This is a genomic window from Trichococcus collinsii (assembly GCF_900107505.1).
Lineage (GTDB): Bacteria > Bacillota > Bacilli > Lactobacillales > Aerococcaceae > Trichococcus > Trichococcus collinsii.
In genome coordinates this window covers 140,942-157,267 of the sequence record NZ_FNQH01000004.1, presented here as the reverse complement: position 1 = coordinate 157,267, position 16,326 = coordinate 140,942, and the positions used below count along the sequence as shown (strand labels likewise).

Below are 16,326 nucleotides of genomic sequence, written 5' to 3'. Positions count from 1 at the left end.
TTATCATGAGTATTACAGCAGTAAGAATTGACGGAAGGTTAATACATGGTCAAGTTGCAAATTTATGGACAACCAAATTGGACATCGGCAGGATCATGGTCGTGGATGATGAGATAGTAGACAATGCAATTGAGAAGAGCGGGCTGAAATTAGCAACACCAGCTGGAGTGAAGCTAAGCATTTTGTCTGTTGAGAAAGCAGCCGCTAATATTCTGGCCGGTAAATATGATAGTCAACGTTTGCTGATCATTGCTAAAAGACCAGATCGATTGTTGCATTTGATTGAGTTAGGCGTACCAATCAAAGAAATTAACGTGGGAAATATGTCGCAGTCAGAGCATTCAAAATCGATCACAAGGTCAATCAATCTATTGGATGAAGATATAGAAGTATTTAAGAAACTTGATGAAAAAGGGATACAACTGGTTTCTCAGATGGTTCCGAACGATCGCGCTGAAAACTTTATGACGTTATTAAAACCACACATTTAGTGGATAAAAAAGGAGAATAGAACAATGACAATAGCATGGTGGCAAATTATTTTACTTACATTGTATGCAGCTTATCAGATTTTAGATGAATTGACAGTTTATTCAACGCTTAGTCAGCCGGTGTTTGCTGGGTTGATCGCTGGGTTGATAATGGGTGATATGACAACTGGTTTAATAATCGGTGGTAGTATGCAGTTAACTATTCTGGGTGTAGGAACGTTTGGTGGTTCATCCAGAATTGACGCAAATTCAGGGACGGTCTTGGCTACGGCTTTTTCGGTTGGATTAGGAATGAACCCTGAACAAGCGATTGCAGCCATCGCAGTTCCTGTAGCGGGTCTGATGATTCAAATGGATATTCTGGGACGATTTGCAAATACTTTTTTTGCTCATCGAGTCGATGCAAAAATTGAAGAAATGGATTACAAGGGGATTGAGAGGAATTTCCTTATGGGATCGCTCTCTTGGTCATTGTCCAGAGCCTTACCAGTGTTTTTGGCTTTAAGTTTTGGCGGCGGGTTTGTGAACACTATCGTTGGATTTTTGAACGGTGATTTGAAATGGCTGGGTGATGGATTATCAGTAGCCGGAGCTGTATTGCCTGCTGTTGGTTTTGCTATTTTATTAAGATATCTGCCAGTGAAAAAACACGCACCTTATTTGATTTTAGGCTTTGTCATTACAGCACTCCTTACAACTGTATTCGGAAATATTCAGCGGATCGGCGGTTCTGTAGCTGGGGTTGTGGAAGGCCTTAACGCCAACTTTACAGCGATGCCGATGCTGGGTATAGCATTGATTGGTTTTGCTTTAGCCTTTAATGAATATAAACGGTCAGTAGAAGCACCAATAAATTCCTCTTATAACGCTTCCGGATCAGAAGAAGGAGAAATCGAAGATGACGAAATCTAATTACAAATTAACAAAAAAAGACTTTAACCAAATTAATAGAAGAAGTTTATTTGGATTTCAACTGGGGTGGAATTACGAGCGCATGCAAGGTACGGGGTATTTGTATACCATCCTGCCTCAGTTGAGAAAAATATATGGAGACGGAACTCCAGAATTAAAAGAAATGATGAAAACGCACACGCAGTTCTTTAATACTACCAACTTTCTGAATACAATCATTACAGGTATCGATCTTGCTATTGAAGAGAAAGAAGGAATTGCCTCTAAAGAAACAGTATCTGGGCTTAAAGTTGGTTTAATGGGACCTTTTGCAGCTATCGGAGACTCTATTTTTGGAGCTTTGTTGCCAACGATTTTTGGAGCTTTAGCAGCAAATATGGCGGTGAACGAAAACCCTATTGGAGCTTTTCTATGGATGATTGTGCAAATTGGAGTGATGTACTTCCGTTGGATACAAATTGAGATTGCCTATAAAGAAGGGGTAACGCTTGTTACAACAATGCAAAGCCGTCTGAACGCTATCACTAATGCTGCTACATTAATGGGAGTATTCATGGTTGGAGCTTTGGTTGCTACTATGATTAATGTACGTTTATCCTGGACACCGTCAATCGGTTCTTTAGTGATTGATGTCCAAAACAATGTTGACATGATTATGCCGCGGTTGTTGCCGGCAGCCATTGTAGGAGCTGTTTACTGGTTGCTAGGAAAGAAAAATATTACTTCGACTAAAGCAATCTTTATAGTATTGGTTGTATCTGTAGCTTTATCCGCACTAGGTGTTATAGCTAAATAAAGGAGTGAGTGATTTGACTAATTTAATATTGATCAGTCATGGAGATTTTTGCATAGAGTTAAAAAGAAGCGCAGAAATGATTCTAGGACCACAGGGAAATATTTATACTGTATCTTTGCTTCCTAACGATGGTGAAAAAGATTTTACGGAAAAATTCGATGCAGTAACGAATCAATTGGGCGGGAATTACACTGTTTTTTCCGATTTGATGGGTGGAACCCCCTGTAATATTGCTTCAAAAAAGATTATGAATGGTGCTGAATTTGAATTATATGCTGGGATGAACTTGCCAATGGTGATCAGCTTCGTAAATGCTGCTTTAATCGGCAACGCCCATTCTCTCGTTATGGAAACCAAACAAAGTATTGTAAAAGTAAATGATTTGTTAAACGCTGGAGTTTTTGATGAAGAGGATGAATAGTTAGAGGACGACGTGTAACGCAGTTTCTCGAATTTACATATTTCAGGAATCAAACCTTTAAAATGTTCATGGATAAGTTATCTTACCGGGCGTTTTAAAGGTTTTTTTGTTTGCGGAAAAGATAGAGTTTTTTTTGAATGGAAAAGCTTATCGCTACAGTTGTCCCAAATATTTTCATAATGATCCACATCTCAAGAGATAGCTGACTTCCTGCATTAGCCTTTCGGGAAGTGTGGTCAGAAAAAATTGGGAGGCTTTATTCTTCTTGAAGACTGTTATTGACAAATGAAATTGGATGGATTATTATTTGTTCTTTATTGGTAACTACCAGCAATCGCCAGCATAGAATAAATTTTATTGTTTATGAGTCCGTTCTCAAAAAGGAGTATAAAGATATGCTTAAAAAAAATAATTCAATCCCCTTATATAATCAACTAGTGGATGTATTAATCGAGCACATAAAGACCAATTTGGATATTGATGAAAAAATGCTATCCGAAAGAGAAATTTGCCTTAAATATGATGTCAGTCGCACAACTGTCCGAGCAGCATTAAATGAACTTGAAGAGATGGGCTACATATTCAAACGCCATGGCAAAGGAACATTCGTTTCAGGATTGTGGAAAGAGATGCAGAATCTATCGGAAGCGTATAGTTTTACTGAACAAATGAAACAAATCGGGAAAACACCGCACTCACAAGTGCTCTCCCTTGATTACATCGTAGCCAATCAAGACCTCGCAAAAAATTTAGGCATTCAGGAAGGTGAGTATGTATACAAAATGAAACGTCTTCGTTCGGCAGATGGGATGCAGATGATGTATGAAACAACATTTATCCCCGCATATTTATTCCCGAATCTGACAATCAGCAAGCTTGAAAGTATGCCTTTATACGAATTGTATCCACAAGTGTACAATCAGGACATCAAGTGCGCAGATGAAGAATTCTATGCCTCAGTATTACAGGGGAAAGAATCTGAACAACTAGGGCTGCCAGCAGGATCGGCCTGCTTACGAATTCGTCGGACAACCTATAGCCAAGAAAATAAAATTATTGAGTATACATTGAGCGTGGCGCGCGGGGACCAATTCGTCTATAAGATTCGCCACTCTAAAAAATAACAGTGAAATATCATAAGTAATACCAAAAAAAGATGGTTCAACGTGATTTCAGTACCCAGAACATTATTTAACTTTTCTGGGTACTGAAATCACGACAAGAGAAATCAAGCAATAATCAGAACTAGCCGGATGCGCCGCGTTTTTTCGCGGGTATCCGGCTAGTTTTTTATTTGTGCTGCAAACAATTGGAGTGCGTATCCTGCAACAATCATGTCTTCGGAGAAAAAGCGGACGGCGTAATGAATTCTGTGAAGATTATTGTTGACAAATGAAATCGTGTGCATTATTATTTATTTATAACTGGTAATGACAAGTAACTACCAGTTGGGGTTATGCGTCAATTTTCTTGGCAATGAATGTTATTTCAGGAAAGAGGATGGAAATATGCTGGATAAAAATAGTTCGGTTCCTTTATATAATCAGCTAGTTGATGTCTTAATCGAGTACATAAAAACGAACTTAAACGTTGATGAAAAAATGCTTTCGGAGAGAGAAATTTGTGTGAAATATGATGTGAGCCGTACAACTGTCCGCGCTGCATTGAATGAACTTGAAGAAATGGGATACATTCTTAAACGCCATGGCAAAGGAACATTTGTCTCAGGACTATGGAAGGAAATGCAAAATTTATCGGATTCCTATAGTTTTACTGAGCAGATGAGACAACTCGGAAAAATACCACAATCACAAGTGCTGTCACTTGATTACATCTTAGCCAATCAAGATCTCGCAAAAAATTTAGGTATTCAGGAAGGTGAATATGTTTACAAAATGAAACGTCTTCGTTCGGCAGATGGGATGCGGATGATGTATGAAACAACATTTATCCCAGCATATTTATTCCCGGATCTGACAATCAGTAAGCTTGAAAGTATGCCTTTATACGAGTTGTACCCGCGATTTTATAATCAGGATATCAAGTACGCAGATGAAGAATTTTATGCTTCAGTATTACAGGAAAAAGAATCTGAACAATTGGGATTACCAGCCGGATCGGCTTGCTTACGAATTCGTCGGACAACCTATAGCCAAGAAAACAAAATTATCGAGTATACATTGAGTGTGGCGCGCGGCGACCAATTCGTCTACAAGATTCGCCATTCTAAAAAGTAACAGCTGAATTAGTACAAGCAAGACCAAAAAAGGAGGATACAACGTGTTTACACTTTCAGAAGAACGCTTGGTCTCTCTTGGTGCTGAAATCACGACCAGAGAAATCGAGCAACAACCAGAATTATGGCAAGAAGCGTTTGACTACTACAAACAAGAGTCTCAACGTATCGCAGACTTTCTTAAAATGATTACGGATACACATGAACATGCGCGCGTCATTTTTACAGGAGCTGGAACATCCGCCTATGTCGGAGATACCATCGTACCTTATCTAAAAGAAAAAGGTGATGAGGCTCACTTTGAGTTCCAAACAGTAGCTACGACGCATCTTGTTTCTAATCCGAAGAGTTATTTCAAATCAGAAATACCAACCGTATTAGTATCCTTTGCCCGTAGCGGAAATAGTCCAGAAAGTTTGGCTTCTGTTGAATTAGGAAAACAAATAGTCAACGATTTTTATCAAATCACCATCACTTGTGCACCGGATGGAAAGCTTGCTCAACATGCTGCCGGAGACGACAAGAACCTGCTGCTGTTGATGCCGAGCCGTTCAAATGATCAAGGTTTCGCTATGACAGGTAGTTTCACTTGTATGACATTAACGGCACTTTTAACGTTCGACCCAACCGGGTTGGAAGGAAAAGAAGCTATCGTTACTCAGCTCATTGCAATGGGAAATGACGTCATAGTCCGCGAAGCGGAGATCCAAGCATTCGTAGATTTGGATTTCAATCGCGTTATCTATCTAGGATCTGGTGGTCTGGCGGGATTAGCCCGTGAAGTACAGCTTAAGATTCTCGAGTTGACAGCCGGTAAAGTCGCGACCGCTTTCGATAGCTCTCTGGGTTTCCGACACGGCCCGAAATCTTTTGTCGATGAGAAATCACTTGTATTCCTGTTTGTATCCAACGATGCCTACACACGCAAATACGACATCGACATGTTGACAGAGTTGGACGGAGACAAAGTTGCTCAAACGATTTGCGGCATTTCTGTGGACGGAAATATGAAATTTGAAGGAACTAACTTTCTGTTTGAAGGAAGCTATGCACAAGTGCCCGATGCTTATCTGGCTTTACCGTACGCGATGTTCGGACAAACCCTGTCCCTTTTCACTGCAATCAAAGTAGGAAATCGCCCTGATACACCATCTCCATCTGGAACAGTGAATCGCGTGGTGAAAGGTGTAAATATCTATAGTATCGCCGATGCAGAATAAATAACAAAAGAGAAGAAGGCTTGAAAATGAAAAAATATGTTTTCGCGGAAACGTTTTATTTCACCGATGGAGAAAAGGGACCAGGTTACCTCGAGATAACAGAAGGTAAATTTGGGTCATTTACAAGCGAAAAACCATCAGCTGGCGACATTATCGACTATAGCGGCAAACGGATCGCTCCGGGTTTGGTCGATACACATATTCATGGCTATAAAGGCCACGACGTGATGGACAACGATTTGGGAGGGCTAAATGTTATTGCCGAGGGGATCCTTTCCTGTGGAGTAACGTCATTCCTTCCGACGACACTAACTGCCTCGACGGAACAACTGGATGCTGTATGCGCCATGATCGGAGAGAACATAACTAGCATCCGGGGCGCGAAAATACAGGGGATTTTCTTGGAAGGACCGTTCTTTAGTGAAAAATATAAAGGGGCTCAGAATCCTAAATACATGGGAGATCCCTCTATCGAAAAACTAGCCAAATGGCAAAAATTAGCTAGAGGCAACGTGAAAAAAATTGCGTTGGCCCCAGAAAGAGCGGGTACGTTGGATTTTATTGATTATGCAACAGAACATAATATCCGTACGGCTATTGCCCATACAGAAGCCACCTATGAGCAGTGCAAAGAGGCCGTTGAACATGGTGCGAACATTTTTGTACATACATACAATGGCATGCGCGGTCTTCATCATCGTGAACCAGGCGTTGTCGGAGCAGCCATAACTCTAAAGAATGTATTCGATGAACTGATTTGCGACGGCCATCACGTGCATCCGGTATCCACTCAAGTTGTAATGGATGGCCACGGCCGTGATAAGACGGTATTGGTTACCGACTGCATGCGTGGTGGTGGGCTCGGAGAAGGAGAGTCGATGCTGGGAGAATTCCCTGTTTTGATCAAGGATGGCGCCGCACGATTGGTATCCGACGATAGCTTGGCAGGCAGTGTTCTTGAACTTATTCAGGCGGTGCAAAACGTCGTATCATGGGGGATTGCCACACCCGCTGAGGCCATAAAAATGGCGAGTTTTATTCCCGCCCAAAGTGTTGGCATCGATGGCGTCTGCGGACAAATCGCTAAAGGACATGCAGCGGATTTTATTGTATTGAATGAAAATTTAGAATTGGAAGAAACTTATTTAGACGGAAAGATAGCTTATATGAAGTATAAATGAAAATAAGGAAGGTGATTTGATGATTGGTTGTATTGTTACTGGACATGGAGAATTTGCAATTGGAATGACAAAGGCATTAACAATGATTGGAGGAGATCAAGAACACTATGCAGTCGTTCCATTTTTTGAAGAAGATTCACTGGAAATGTTTGAAAATAATATGGAGGAATCCATAGCAAACTTGCGTCAGCATACGGATGGTGTCATCATTTTCACTGATTTAATGGGAGGGACGCCATTCCGTACAGCTATGATCAAGGCATCCGAGTACGATAAGGTTGAGGTTATCACCGGAACGAATTTGCCTATGCTGATTGAAATAGGCTTAGGGCGTACCTACAGTGAAGATGTGGACGCATTGGCTGAGCAAGCCGTGCAAGTGGGAATGCAGGGTGTCCAACATCCCAAACTGCCGGTAGATAAGGAAGAGCAAGAAAACGAAGAAATGGAGGGGATTTAGATGTGGGAAATCATATTAGGTTCATCCATCGTGATGATAGCCTTCATTATCCTGGTGCTTATTGTTTATTACTTGACGAGCTTTCGTGGTGTGAAGAAGCAGAAAGAACATTTCTCTCAGTTGCATACAGCGCTTGCTAAAGGGCAAAAAGTCAGTTTTGCAAATGGTATTTATGGGGTCGTCAGTTCAGTCGGTACCGATACGGTGGATATCCAAGTGAAATCTGGGGCCATCATGACGATTTCCCGGTATGCCATTTCTGAAATCATGAAATAGAGCAGCCTTGTTCAGAAAGTATTTTTGGTGAGTGTCCAATGGATTTTAATTAAATAAAAAGTCCAGCAATCCTGCGAGTTTTGTAAGCGCATCCTTTTTAAAGGTAGATAGTCAAGAGAGGAGCAATACCATGCCAAACATATTATTGACAAGAATAGATAATCGACTCATTCACGGACAGGTGGCCACCCAATGGAACTCAACTTTAGGGTCCAACCTGATTCTCGTAGCGAATGATAAAGTTGCAGGAGACAAAATGAGGCAAGGCTTAATGGACATGGCGGCACCATCCGGAGTAGCTACACGTTACTTCACTTTGGAAAAAACCATTGAAATTATTCATAAAGCAACTGAGCGTCAGAAGATTTTTATCATTTGTGAGAATCCTTCAGACGTTTTGAAATTAGTGGAGGGAGGTGTACCTATCAAGAAGGTCAACATCGGTAATATGCATATGTCCGAAGGGAAGCGTCAAGTAGCAACATCTGTTGCTGTTGATGAGAATGATATTGCAGCCTTCAAAAAACTTCAGGAGAAGGGCGTAGAACTGGAAATTCGACGTGTACCAACGATGGCAGCTGAAGATGTATCAAAATTATATAGTTAAGCGTTTCAATTTGAGAGGGGAAATACATAATGGAATTTGATTACAGCATTATTCAAATCATTCTCGTTTTCGTTGTAACTTTCATTGCCGCAATTGATCAATTCAGTTTCTTGGAGTCGCTGTATCAACCAATTGTTATGGGTCCGGTCATTGGCTTGATTTTGGGCGACGTAACCACAGGATTGATTGTCGGTGGTACCTATCAGCTGATGACCATAGGGAACATGCCGGTTGGGGGAGCCCAACCACCTAATGCCGTTATTGGGGGTATCATGGCGACAATTTTGGCAATCTCGTTGAAGTTGGAACCAACCGTTGCCGTAGCGACTGCGGTACCGTTCTCGTTGCTTGGTCAGTATGGTGTGACGCTAATCTTTTCAGCAATGTCTCCAATGATGTCAATAGCTGACAAGTATGCACACAATGCGGATCATAAGGGTATCGAGAAACTGAATTATCTGGCAATGACAATATTAGGACTTATCTTTGGTGTTATCGTAACGCTATTCTTTATCGGTGGAGCTGCTTTCGGAGACTCTGTAGTAGGTGCTATTCCAGCTTGGTTAATGGGTGGTTTAAGTGCGGCCGGTGGTATGATGCGTTATGTCGGGTTTGCAATTCTATTAAAAGTTATGGTTTCACGCGAAATGTGGGGATTCTATTTCATTGGCTTCGCTCTAGCAAATATCGTAGCCGGTATTCCAGCTTTAAGCGGATCTGCCTTATTACTACTAGCATTAATCGGCTTCGGCTTTGCATTCTGGGATTACCAAATACAAACAAAGTTCAAGACTGTAAACGTAGGTGTGACAACTGACGGAGGTGAAGAAGATGGCATATAACATTCCAGATACATATAAAAACACAACGGCAGCCCCTCAACTTGATCAGAAAACATTAAATAAAATGGTATGGCGTTCATTGTTTCTGCAAGCTTCTTTCAACTTCGAACGGATGCAGGCAAACGGATGGTTATACGGAATTTTACCGGGTCTGAAAAAAATCCATACAGATGAAGATGACTTAGCCGCTTCCATGTCGCATAACTTGGAATTTTTCAACACGCATCCATTCTTGGTAACATTCGTAATGGGTATTGTATTATCACTTGAACAGAATAAAACAGATATTCCAACTATCCGCGCCGTACGTGTTGCTGCAATGGGTCCTTTAGGCGGCATCGGTGATGCACTGTTCTGGTTCACTTTGGTTCCGATCACAGCGGGTATCACTGCAAACATGGCTTTGACCGGTAATATCGCGGCACCATTCATCTTCCTGCTGGTTTTCAACGCAGCGCAATTCGGTATCCGGTTCTTCTTGATGAATTGGTCATACAAATTAGGCACGGATGCAATAGGACTTCTGACCGAGAACGCAAAAGAATTCACACGTGCTGCCAGCATCTTAGGGATTTTCGTCGTCGGTGCATTAACAAGTCTTTATGGTGCAACTAAATTAGGCGTTGAAATTCCCAATGGGAGTACATTTGAAACTGTAGCCATCACTACTGTTGTCGATGCCGGTGCATTGGATAATTATGCTGATCAAATCTACAGTATGGATGAAGCTGGAGAACCCGTTATCGATGCTACCACAGGTGAGCCTGTTCTGGCTGAGGGCGCTAGCATTCGTGAACTTTCGAATGGCGACAAGCAAATCACTTACAATGAATTTGAAGAAGTACCAGTAACAATCAATATCCAAAGTATTTTGGATGGTATTTTACCACAATTGATTCCATTGTCCTTAACCTTGATGCTGTATTTCTTCTTTGTGAAGAGGAATTGGACACCCTTGAAAGCTATCGGACTATTGTTGGTACTTGGCTTGATAGGGTCTGGGTTCGGAATTTGGCCGTCCATTTGGTAAGCAGCAATACAAGCGCATATAGTATTGCCTGAATTGTTTATTGTCCAACGGCACCGGTTGCCGTTGGATGTATTTTTGAAGATAGTTGGGCTAGCTGTGCTCAACCGGTAAATGAGGTGGAAGTGTGATTTTAACAGTAACTATGAATCCTTCTGTGGATATTTCTTATCCACTGGAAAAGCTGATCATCAATGATGTCAACCGAGTAGCGGATGTATCTAAATCAGCAGGCGGGAAGGGCTTGAATGTAAGCCGTGTCGCAAGACAACTCAGCTGTAAAGTAGTGGCGACCGGAATAATCGGTGGGACTATCGGCGAATATATCCAAGAACAATTGGATCAACAAAAAATTCAACATAACTTCTATCGAACGACCAAAGAATCGCGGAATTGTATTGCCATTTTGCATGAAGGCAATCAAACAGAGATTCTGGAAGATGGCCCGATTTTAAGTGACCAAGAAGAGACTGATTTCCTACTGCATTTTTCCAGTATGCTGATGGATAATCAAATTTCCGTCATCACGATTTCCGGAAGTCTACCTAGAGGATTATCGCAGGATTGTTATGTGAAAATGATTGAACATGCAAATGCAAAAAATATCCTGGTTGTCCTAGACACATCCGGGGAACCATTCCGAAGAGTTTTGGAAACCACCAACATCAGACCGACCGTTATCAAGCCGAATATCAGTGAACTTAGCGCACTGGAAGATAAAGCTTTTGATGGAAACTGGAAGGAATTAAAGGCCGTATTGGAAGGCCCGCGTTACCGTGACATAGAATGGATTATTGTCTCTATGGGAAGTGAAGGTGCTTTTGCCAAACACCATGATAAGTATTACCATGTTGAAGTTCCTAGAATTACGGCCATTAGCCCAGTGGGTTCTGGGGATGCGACAGTAGCAGGTATAGCGAAGGCTCTTGAAGCCGGACGCACTGACGAAGATTTGTTGAAGATGGCTATGACCACCGGTGTATTGAATACGTTGGAAGAGCGGACCGGATACATTAACTGCGAAAACTATGATTTCTATTATGAACAAATAAAAATAACTCAGATCTAAAAATTAAAGGAGTGTACTCATGCATACATTAACAAAGGGAAAATACGAATATTTAAAGAAAGTTTCCGACCGAAACAATGTCATTGCAGCATTGGCAATTGACCAAAGAGGATCACTGAAAAAAATGATTGCTGATAACAGCACAACAAATATTGGGGATGAAGGCATTATCAACTTCAAAAAGCTAGTATCTCAAGAATTGACGAAATATTCATCTTCCATCTTATTGGATCCCGAATATGGTCTGCCTGCGGCAGGTTTACGCGACGAAAATGCGGGTCTATTAATTTCATATGAAGAAACAGGTTATGATGCAACAGAAGTAGGCCGTCTGCCTGATTTATTGGGAGTCTGGTCTGCGAAACGCATCAAGGAAATCCCGGCAGATGCCGTAAAAATTTTGCTATATTACGATATAGATGAAGATGAAGCAATAAATGATCAAAAACATGGCTTTGTGGAACGTGTTGGTTCAGAATGTATTGCTGAAGATATTCCTTTCTTTCTTGAAATTGTAACGTATGATGCAAGTAATATCGATGTGAATTCTTCTGAATATGCAAAATTAAAACCACGCAAAGTCATTGAATCCATGAAAGTATTCTCTGATCCGCGCTATGCTGTGGATGTGCTGAAAATGGAAGTCCCTGTCAACATGAACTATGTTGAAGGATTTTCAAAGGGTGAAGTTGTTCACACACGTAAAGAAGCTTTAGCATTCTTCAAAGAACAGTCTGAAGCGACAGAATTACCATTCATTTTCTTGAGTGCGGGTGTTTCCGCAGAATTATTCCAAAAAACATTGGAATTCGCAAAAGAAGGCGGATCGACATTCAATGGTGTACTGTGTGGTCGTGCAACATGGAAAGACTCAGTAGTCATTTTCGCCCGCGATGGCGTTGATGCTGCAAGAGAATGGTTACAGACAGTTGGACGTAAAAATATCGAAGATCTGAATGCTGTCATTGAAAAAACTGCAACACCATGGTCTGAAAAAATCACAGTAGAATAATACGATAATAAATTAAGAAAAGAGTGAATTCAGCTCAGCTGAATTCACTCTTTTCTTTTCTGTGTGGACTCCTTAGTAAGTATAAAATCTCTTCCTGAATATGTCTGAGATACAGGTTGAAAACAATATGAGAAGACAGCTCTTTAAACAAAAACCATTCAAAAAAACTTATTTGCCCGAGAGGTTGGGCGACGAGGATGAGCGGAAACGCTATGATGAAATCGCGGCGGAACATCCCAGTGTCCTGCAGTTGCATCCAAAATGTCATTACAGATCAACCGGTTGACGAAATATGACGGCAAGATATGTGCATAAATGAACAGTGGCTGATCTCAACTTTACTTGTTGAGACAGTTTGAGCCCACAGTAAAGAGGATGTCCTCGGATCATTTTTATGGTTTGCGAACTTCCTTTTTATTTAGCTGATAAAAAGGAAGTTCGCAAAACCTCAAACTCTTAATGGTCGGAGATGCAAGGATATTTTTTTCCGTCGAACTTGGCTTCGAACGCTTGCGGAGGATTCAATATAATGAAGGGGGGTGCGCATTGGCACGTCTTGTAGATACCTAGACAAACCCCTTGAGAAATTTCCCGGGAAATGGTAAAAAGGCCAGTGTGAGAACGCTTTCCCTAAAGGGGTCCAGCTTATTGTTGGGCCCTTTTTCCCGTGCTATAGTAGTCACATGGAAAGGATTTCAAAAAACAAAAGGAGATGAAAAATGATGATGCAGAAATTGCAGCGCTTTGGTGGCGCCATGTTTACACCTGTTTTATTATTCGCTTTTGCAGGGATTATCTTGTCGCTCTCGATCATGTTCCAAAATGAAATGCTGGTTGGTGGAATCGCAGCCGAAGGAACGATATGGAAAAACTTCTGGGCGGTTGTTGAATCCGGTGGGTGGACAGTTTTTAATCAGATTGAGTTATTATTCGTTATTGGTTTGCCTATGGGATTGGCGCAAAAAGCAAATGCTCGTGCAGCTTTGGAGTCGTTCGTTGTCTATACCACATTCAACAACTTCTTAAGCAAAATTCTTCAGCTGATGGGACCGACATTCAATGTTGACTTCACCCAAGAAGTCGGCGGTAACAGTGGTCTGAAAATGATCGCCGGGACTAAGACGCTGGACACTAATTTAATCGGTGCTATCTTGATTGCGGCAATTGTTGTGTGGATCCACAATCGCTATTTCGAAAAGAAATTGCCTGATTGGATCGGTATTTTCCAAGGTTCTTCGTTAGTCGTGATCATTGGGTTCTTCCTGATGTTGCCCGTAGCGTTTTTGACGGCTTGGATTTGGCCGATCATCCAAAGCGGCATCGGATCAGCACAAGGCTTCATGGCCAGTTCCGGTACATTCGGCGTTTGGCTGTACGTGTTCCTCGAAAGAATTTTGATTCCGACGGGCTTGCACCACTTCATCTATCAACCGTTTATCTTTGGGCCAGCGGTGGTCGAAGGTGGGTTGACCGCCGCTTGGTTGGAAAACCTGAATACATTCGCACAGTCGAGTGCGCCTTTGAAAGAGTTGTTCCCTGAAGGAGGATTTGCGCTGCACAATGTTTCCAAGCTGTTCGCACCTTTGGGGATTGCGGCTGCCTTCTATACGACAGCCAGTCCTGAGAAGCGTAAAAAAACATTGGCGCTGTTGATACCTACAGCTTTGACCGCCATTCTTTCCGGGATCACGGAACCGTTCGAATTCACGTTCCTTTTCATCGCACCGCAGTTGTTCTTGGTTCATGCTTTGTTGGCGGCAACTTTAGGCGCGACCGTATATGCTTTCGGAGTTGTCGGAGATATCGGTGGTGGGTTGATCACGAACCTGTCGCAGTTCATCATTCCGATGTCGATCAATCATATGGGATCGGTCCTGACGCTTTTCGCAGTCGGCTTTGCTTTCAGTGTCATCTACTTCTTTGTGTTCCGATTCGCCATTCTGAAATATGACCTGAAAACACCTGGGCGTGAAGATGCGGAAGAAGTCAAGATGTACAGCAAACAAGAGTATCGGGAAAAGCAAGCCAAGAAAAATGCTGGCGAGTTGGCAGGAAATCCGTACACTGTGAGAGCTGCGCATTATATGGAAGCTTTAGGTGGCGTTGATAACATTGTCGAGGTGAACAACTGTGCGACAAGGCTACGCGTCACGGTGGCGAATGAAGCATTGGTGGCAACCGATGCGGAATTCAAAGAAGGCGGCGCTCATGGTCTCGTCAGAAATGGAAAGGCGTTCCAAGTGATTGTGGGGCTGGATGTTCCGCAAGTCAGGGAAGCATTCGATCAGTTGGTCGAACAAAGGCCGATTTAACAACATACCCAATAGATTTATCAGCATACATTTAAGTTAACAGGAGAAAGGGAGAATAAACATGGAATTAAAAAAACAATCGATCGCTATCGCAGGCGGAGGCAGTACTTTTACACCGGGAATCATCATGATGTTGTTGGAGAATCTGGAGATTTTTCCGATCAGACAAATCAAATTCTATGACAATGATCCGGAGAGACAAAAGCAAATCGCGGATGCATGCGAAATTATCCTGAAAGAACGTGCACCTGAAATCACTTTTGTTGCAACGACTGATCCCGAAATTGCCTTTACAGATGTCGATTTCGTAATGGCCCATATCCGTGTCGGAAAATATGCGATGCGTGAAAAAGATGAAAAAATTCCTTTGAAATACGGCGTCATCGGCCAAGAAACTTGTGGACCAGGCGGGATTGCGTACGGCATGCGTTCAATTGGAGGCGTGTTGGAATTGGTAGATTACATGGAGCAATATTCTCCGAACGCATGGATGCTGAACTACTCCAATCCAGCAGCGATTGTAGCAGAAGCGACGCGCAAACTGCGTCCGAACAGCAAAATCATCAACATATGCGACATGCCTGTAGGTATCGAACATCGCATGGCGGAAATACTTGGAATGAAATCCCGCAAAGAACTTTCCATACGCTACTATGGATTGAACCACTTCGGATGGTGGACAGATATCCGTGATAAAGACGGCAATGACCTGATGCCTGCAATCCAAAAGCATGTCAAAGAGCACGGCTACCTCACGCCTGCCGAGCTGGAAGGAAAGGGCAGCGAGGAAGTCGAAGCAAGCTGGGTGCACACATTCGGAAAAGCCAAAGAAGTTTATCCACTGGATCCAAAAACCTTGCCGAACACTTATTTGAAGTACTATTTATTCCCGCAAGATGAAGTCGAAAAAGCCAATCCTGAATATACCCGCGCAAACGAGGTGATGGATCACCGTGAGAAGATGGTCTTTGGGGAATGCAACCGCATTTCGCAACTAGGGACTGCGGTAAATTCCGAACTGGAAATGGATGATCACGCTTCTTACATTGTCGACTTGGCTCGGGCGATTGCCTACAATACAAAAGAGCGCATGCTGCTGATTGTGCCGAATAATGGGGCGATCGCCAACTTTGATCCGACAGCTATGGTGGAAATTCCGTGCATCGTCGGTTCGAATGGTCCGGAACCACTTGTTCAAGGCGAAATTCCCCGCTTCCAAAAAGGCTTGATGGAACAGCAAGTTGCTGTAGAAAAACTGGTTGTGGAAGCCTGGGAAGAAGGCTCCTACCAAAAATTGTGGCAGGCACTGACTGTTTCCCGCATCGTGCCGAATGCCCGCGTGGCCAAAAATATTCTGGATGATTTCATTGCCGTCAACACGGAGTTTTGGCCAACTTTAAACTAAGAGTTCCTTCCTGAAACAGACACTTCATATGATACAATAGAGTCGCAAACCAAAGAGAG

Annotated in this window: 17 protein-coding genes; all 17 read left to right on the top strand. The window is 42.3% G+C overall.

The genetic code is table 11. The features are described from left to right. Positions 1–5: 5 nt before the first annotated feature. The 17 genes from BLV66_RS10850 to BLV66_RS10770 all read left to right on the top strand — a co-directional run bounded on the left by BLV66_RS10850 (position 6) and on the right by BLV66_RS10770 (position 16,267). Positions 6–491 carry a PTS sugar transporter subunit IIB gene (locus BLV66_RS10850; protein ID WP_086986185.1) on the top strand — a complete coding sequence of 162 codons (486 nt, stop codon included), beginning with the start codon at positions 6–8 and terminating at the stop codon, positions 489–491. A 24-nt stretch (positions 492–515) separates the two neighbouring features. Next, positions 516–1,403 carry a PTS mannose/fructose/sorbose/N-acetylgalactosamine transporter subunit IIC gene (locus BLV66_RS10845; protein ID WP_086986184.1) on the top strand — a complete coding sequence of 296 codons (888 nt, stop codon included), beginning with the start codon at positions 516–518 and terminating at the stop codon, positions 1,401–1,403. Continuing rightward, the gene (locus BLV66_RS10840) at positions 1,390–2,199 is read left to right on the top strand and encodes a PTS system mannose/fructose/sorbose family transporter subunit IID (RefSeq protein WP_086986183.1); all 810 of its coding nucleotides are present in this window, start codon (positions 1,390–1,392) and stop codon (positions 2,197–2,199) included. Before BLV66_RS10845 ends, BLV66_RS10840 begins: the two co-directional genes overlap by 14 nt. Before the next feature lie 13 nt (positions 2,200–2,212). Then, entirely contained in the window at positions 2,213–2,620 is a 408-nt protein-coding gene (locus BLV66_RS10835; RefSeq protein ID WP_086986182.1) for a PTS sugar transporter subunit IIA, read from the top strand. A 395-nt stretch (positions 2,621–3,015) separates the two neighbouring features. Beyond that, entirely contained in the window at positions 3,016–3,744 is a 729-nt protein-coding gene (locus BLV66_RS10830; RefSeq protein ID WP_086986181.1) for a GntR family transcriptional regulator, read from the top strand. Positions 3,745–4,128: 384 nt separating this feature from the next. Further along, positions 4,129–4,857, top strand: coding sequence for a GntR family transcriptional regulator (locus BLV66_RS10825; RefSeq protein ID WP_086986180.1), 729 nt, complete (start codon positions 4,129–4,131; stop codon positions 4,855–4,857). Between the two features lie 43 nt (positions 4,858–4,900). Further along, positions 4,901–6,076 carry an SIS domain-containing protein gene (locus BLV66_RS10820; protein WP_086986179.1) on the top strand — a complete coding sequence of 392 codons (1,176 nt, stop codon included), beginning with the start codon at positions 4,901–4,903 and terminating at the stop codon, positions 6,074–6,076. Positions 6,077–6,102: 26 nt separating this feature from the next. Continuing rightward, positions 6,103–7,257, top strand: coding sequence for an N-acetylglucosamine-6-phosphate deacetylase (nagA, locus tag BLV66_RS10815; RefSeq protein ID WP_086986178.1), 1,155 nt, complete (start codon positions 6,103–6,105; stop codon positions 7,255–7,257). Between the two features lie 19 nt (positions 7,258–7,276). Next, entirely contained in the window at positions 7,277–7,717 is a 441-nt protein-coding gene (agaF, locus tag BLV66_RS15600; RefSeq protein WP_176974238.1) for a PTS galactosamine/N-acetylgalactosamine transporter subunit IIA, read from the top strand. Continuing rightward, the gene (yajC, locus tag BLV66_RS15595; protein WP_176974237.1) at positions 7,718–7,993 is read left to right on the top strand and encodes a preprotein translocase subunit YajC; all 276 of its coding nucleotides are present in this window, start codon (positions 7,718–7,720) and stop codon (positions 7,991–7,993) included. It abuts the gene before it with no gap. Between the two features lie 130 nt (positions 7,994–8,123). Then, positions 8,124–8,600 carry a PTS N-acetylgalactosamine transporter subunit IIB gene (gene agaV / locus BLV66_RS10805; protein ID WP_086986177.1) on the top strand — a complete coding sequence of 159 codons (477 nt, stop codon included), beginning with the start codon at positions 8,124–8,126 and terminating at the stop codon, positions 8,598–8,600. 29 nt (positions 8,601–8,629) lie between these two features. After that, complete coding sequence (locus tag BLV66_RS10800; protein ID WP_086986176.1) at positions 8,630–9,442, top strand: PTS mannose/fructose/sorbose/N-acetylgalactosamine transporter subunit IIC; 813 nt, start codon at positions 8,630–8,632, stop codon at positions 9,440–9,442. Continuing rightward, positions 9,432–10,472 (top strand): PTS system mannose/fructose/sorbose family transporter subunit IID, encoded by a 1,041-nt coding sequence (locus tag BLV66_RS10795; RefSeq protein ID WP_086986175.1) that lies wholly within the window; start codon positions 9,432–9,434, stop codon positions 10,470–10,472. The genes BLV66_RS10800 and BLV66_RS10795 overlap by 11 nt, the downstream gene beginning before the upstream one ends. 124 nt (positions 10,473–10,596) lie before the next feature. Next, positions 10,597–11,538, top strand: a complete 942-nt coding sequence (lacC, locus tag BLV66_RS10790) for a tagatose-6-phosphate kinase (RefSeq protein ID WP_086986174.1) — start codon at positions 10,597–10,599, stop codon at positions 11,536–11,538. A 19-nt stretch (positions 11,539–11,557) separates the two neighbouring features. Continuing rightward, positions 11,558–12,550, top strand: a complete 993-nt coding sequence (gene lacD / locus BLV66_RS10785; protein ID WP_086986173.1) for a tagatose-bisphosphate aldolase — start codon at positions 11,558–11,560, stop codon at positions 12,548–12,550. Between the two features lie 722 nt (positions 12,551–13,272). After that, a complete protein-coding gene (locus BLV66_RS10775) occupies positions 13,273–14,862 on the top strand; it encodes an alpha-glucoside-specific PTS transporter subunit IIBC (RefSeq protein WP_093114562.1) in 1,590 nt (529 codons plus the stop codon). A 61-nt stretch (positions 14,863–14,923) separates the two neighbouring features. Next, positions 14,924–16,267 (top strand): 6-phospho-alpha-glucosidase, encoded by a 1,344-nt coding sequence (locus BLV66_RS10770; protein ID WP_086986171.1) that lies wholly within the window; start codon positions 14,924–14,926, stop codon positions 16,265–16,267. Positions 16,268–16,326 lie beyond the last annotated feature (59 nt).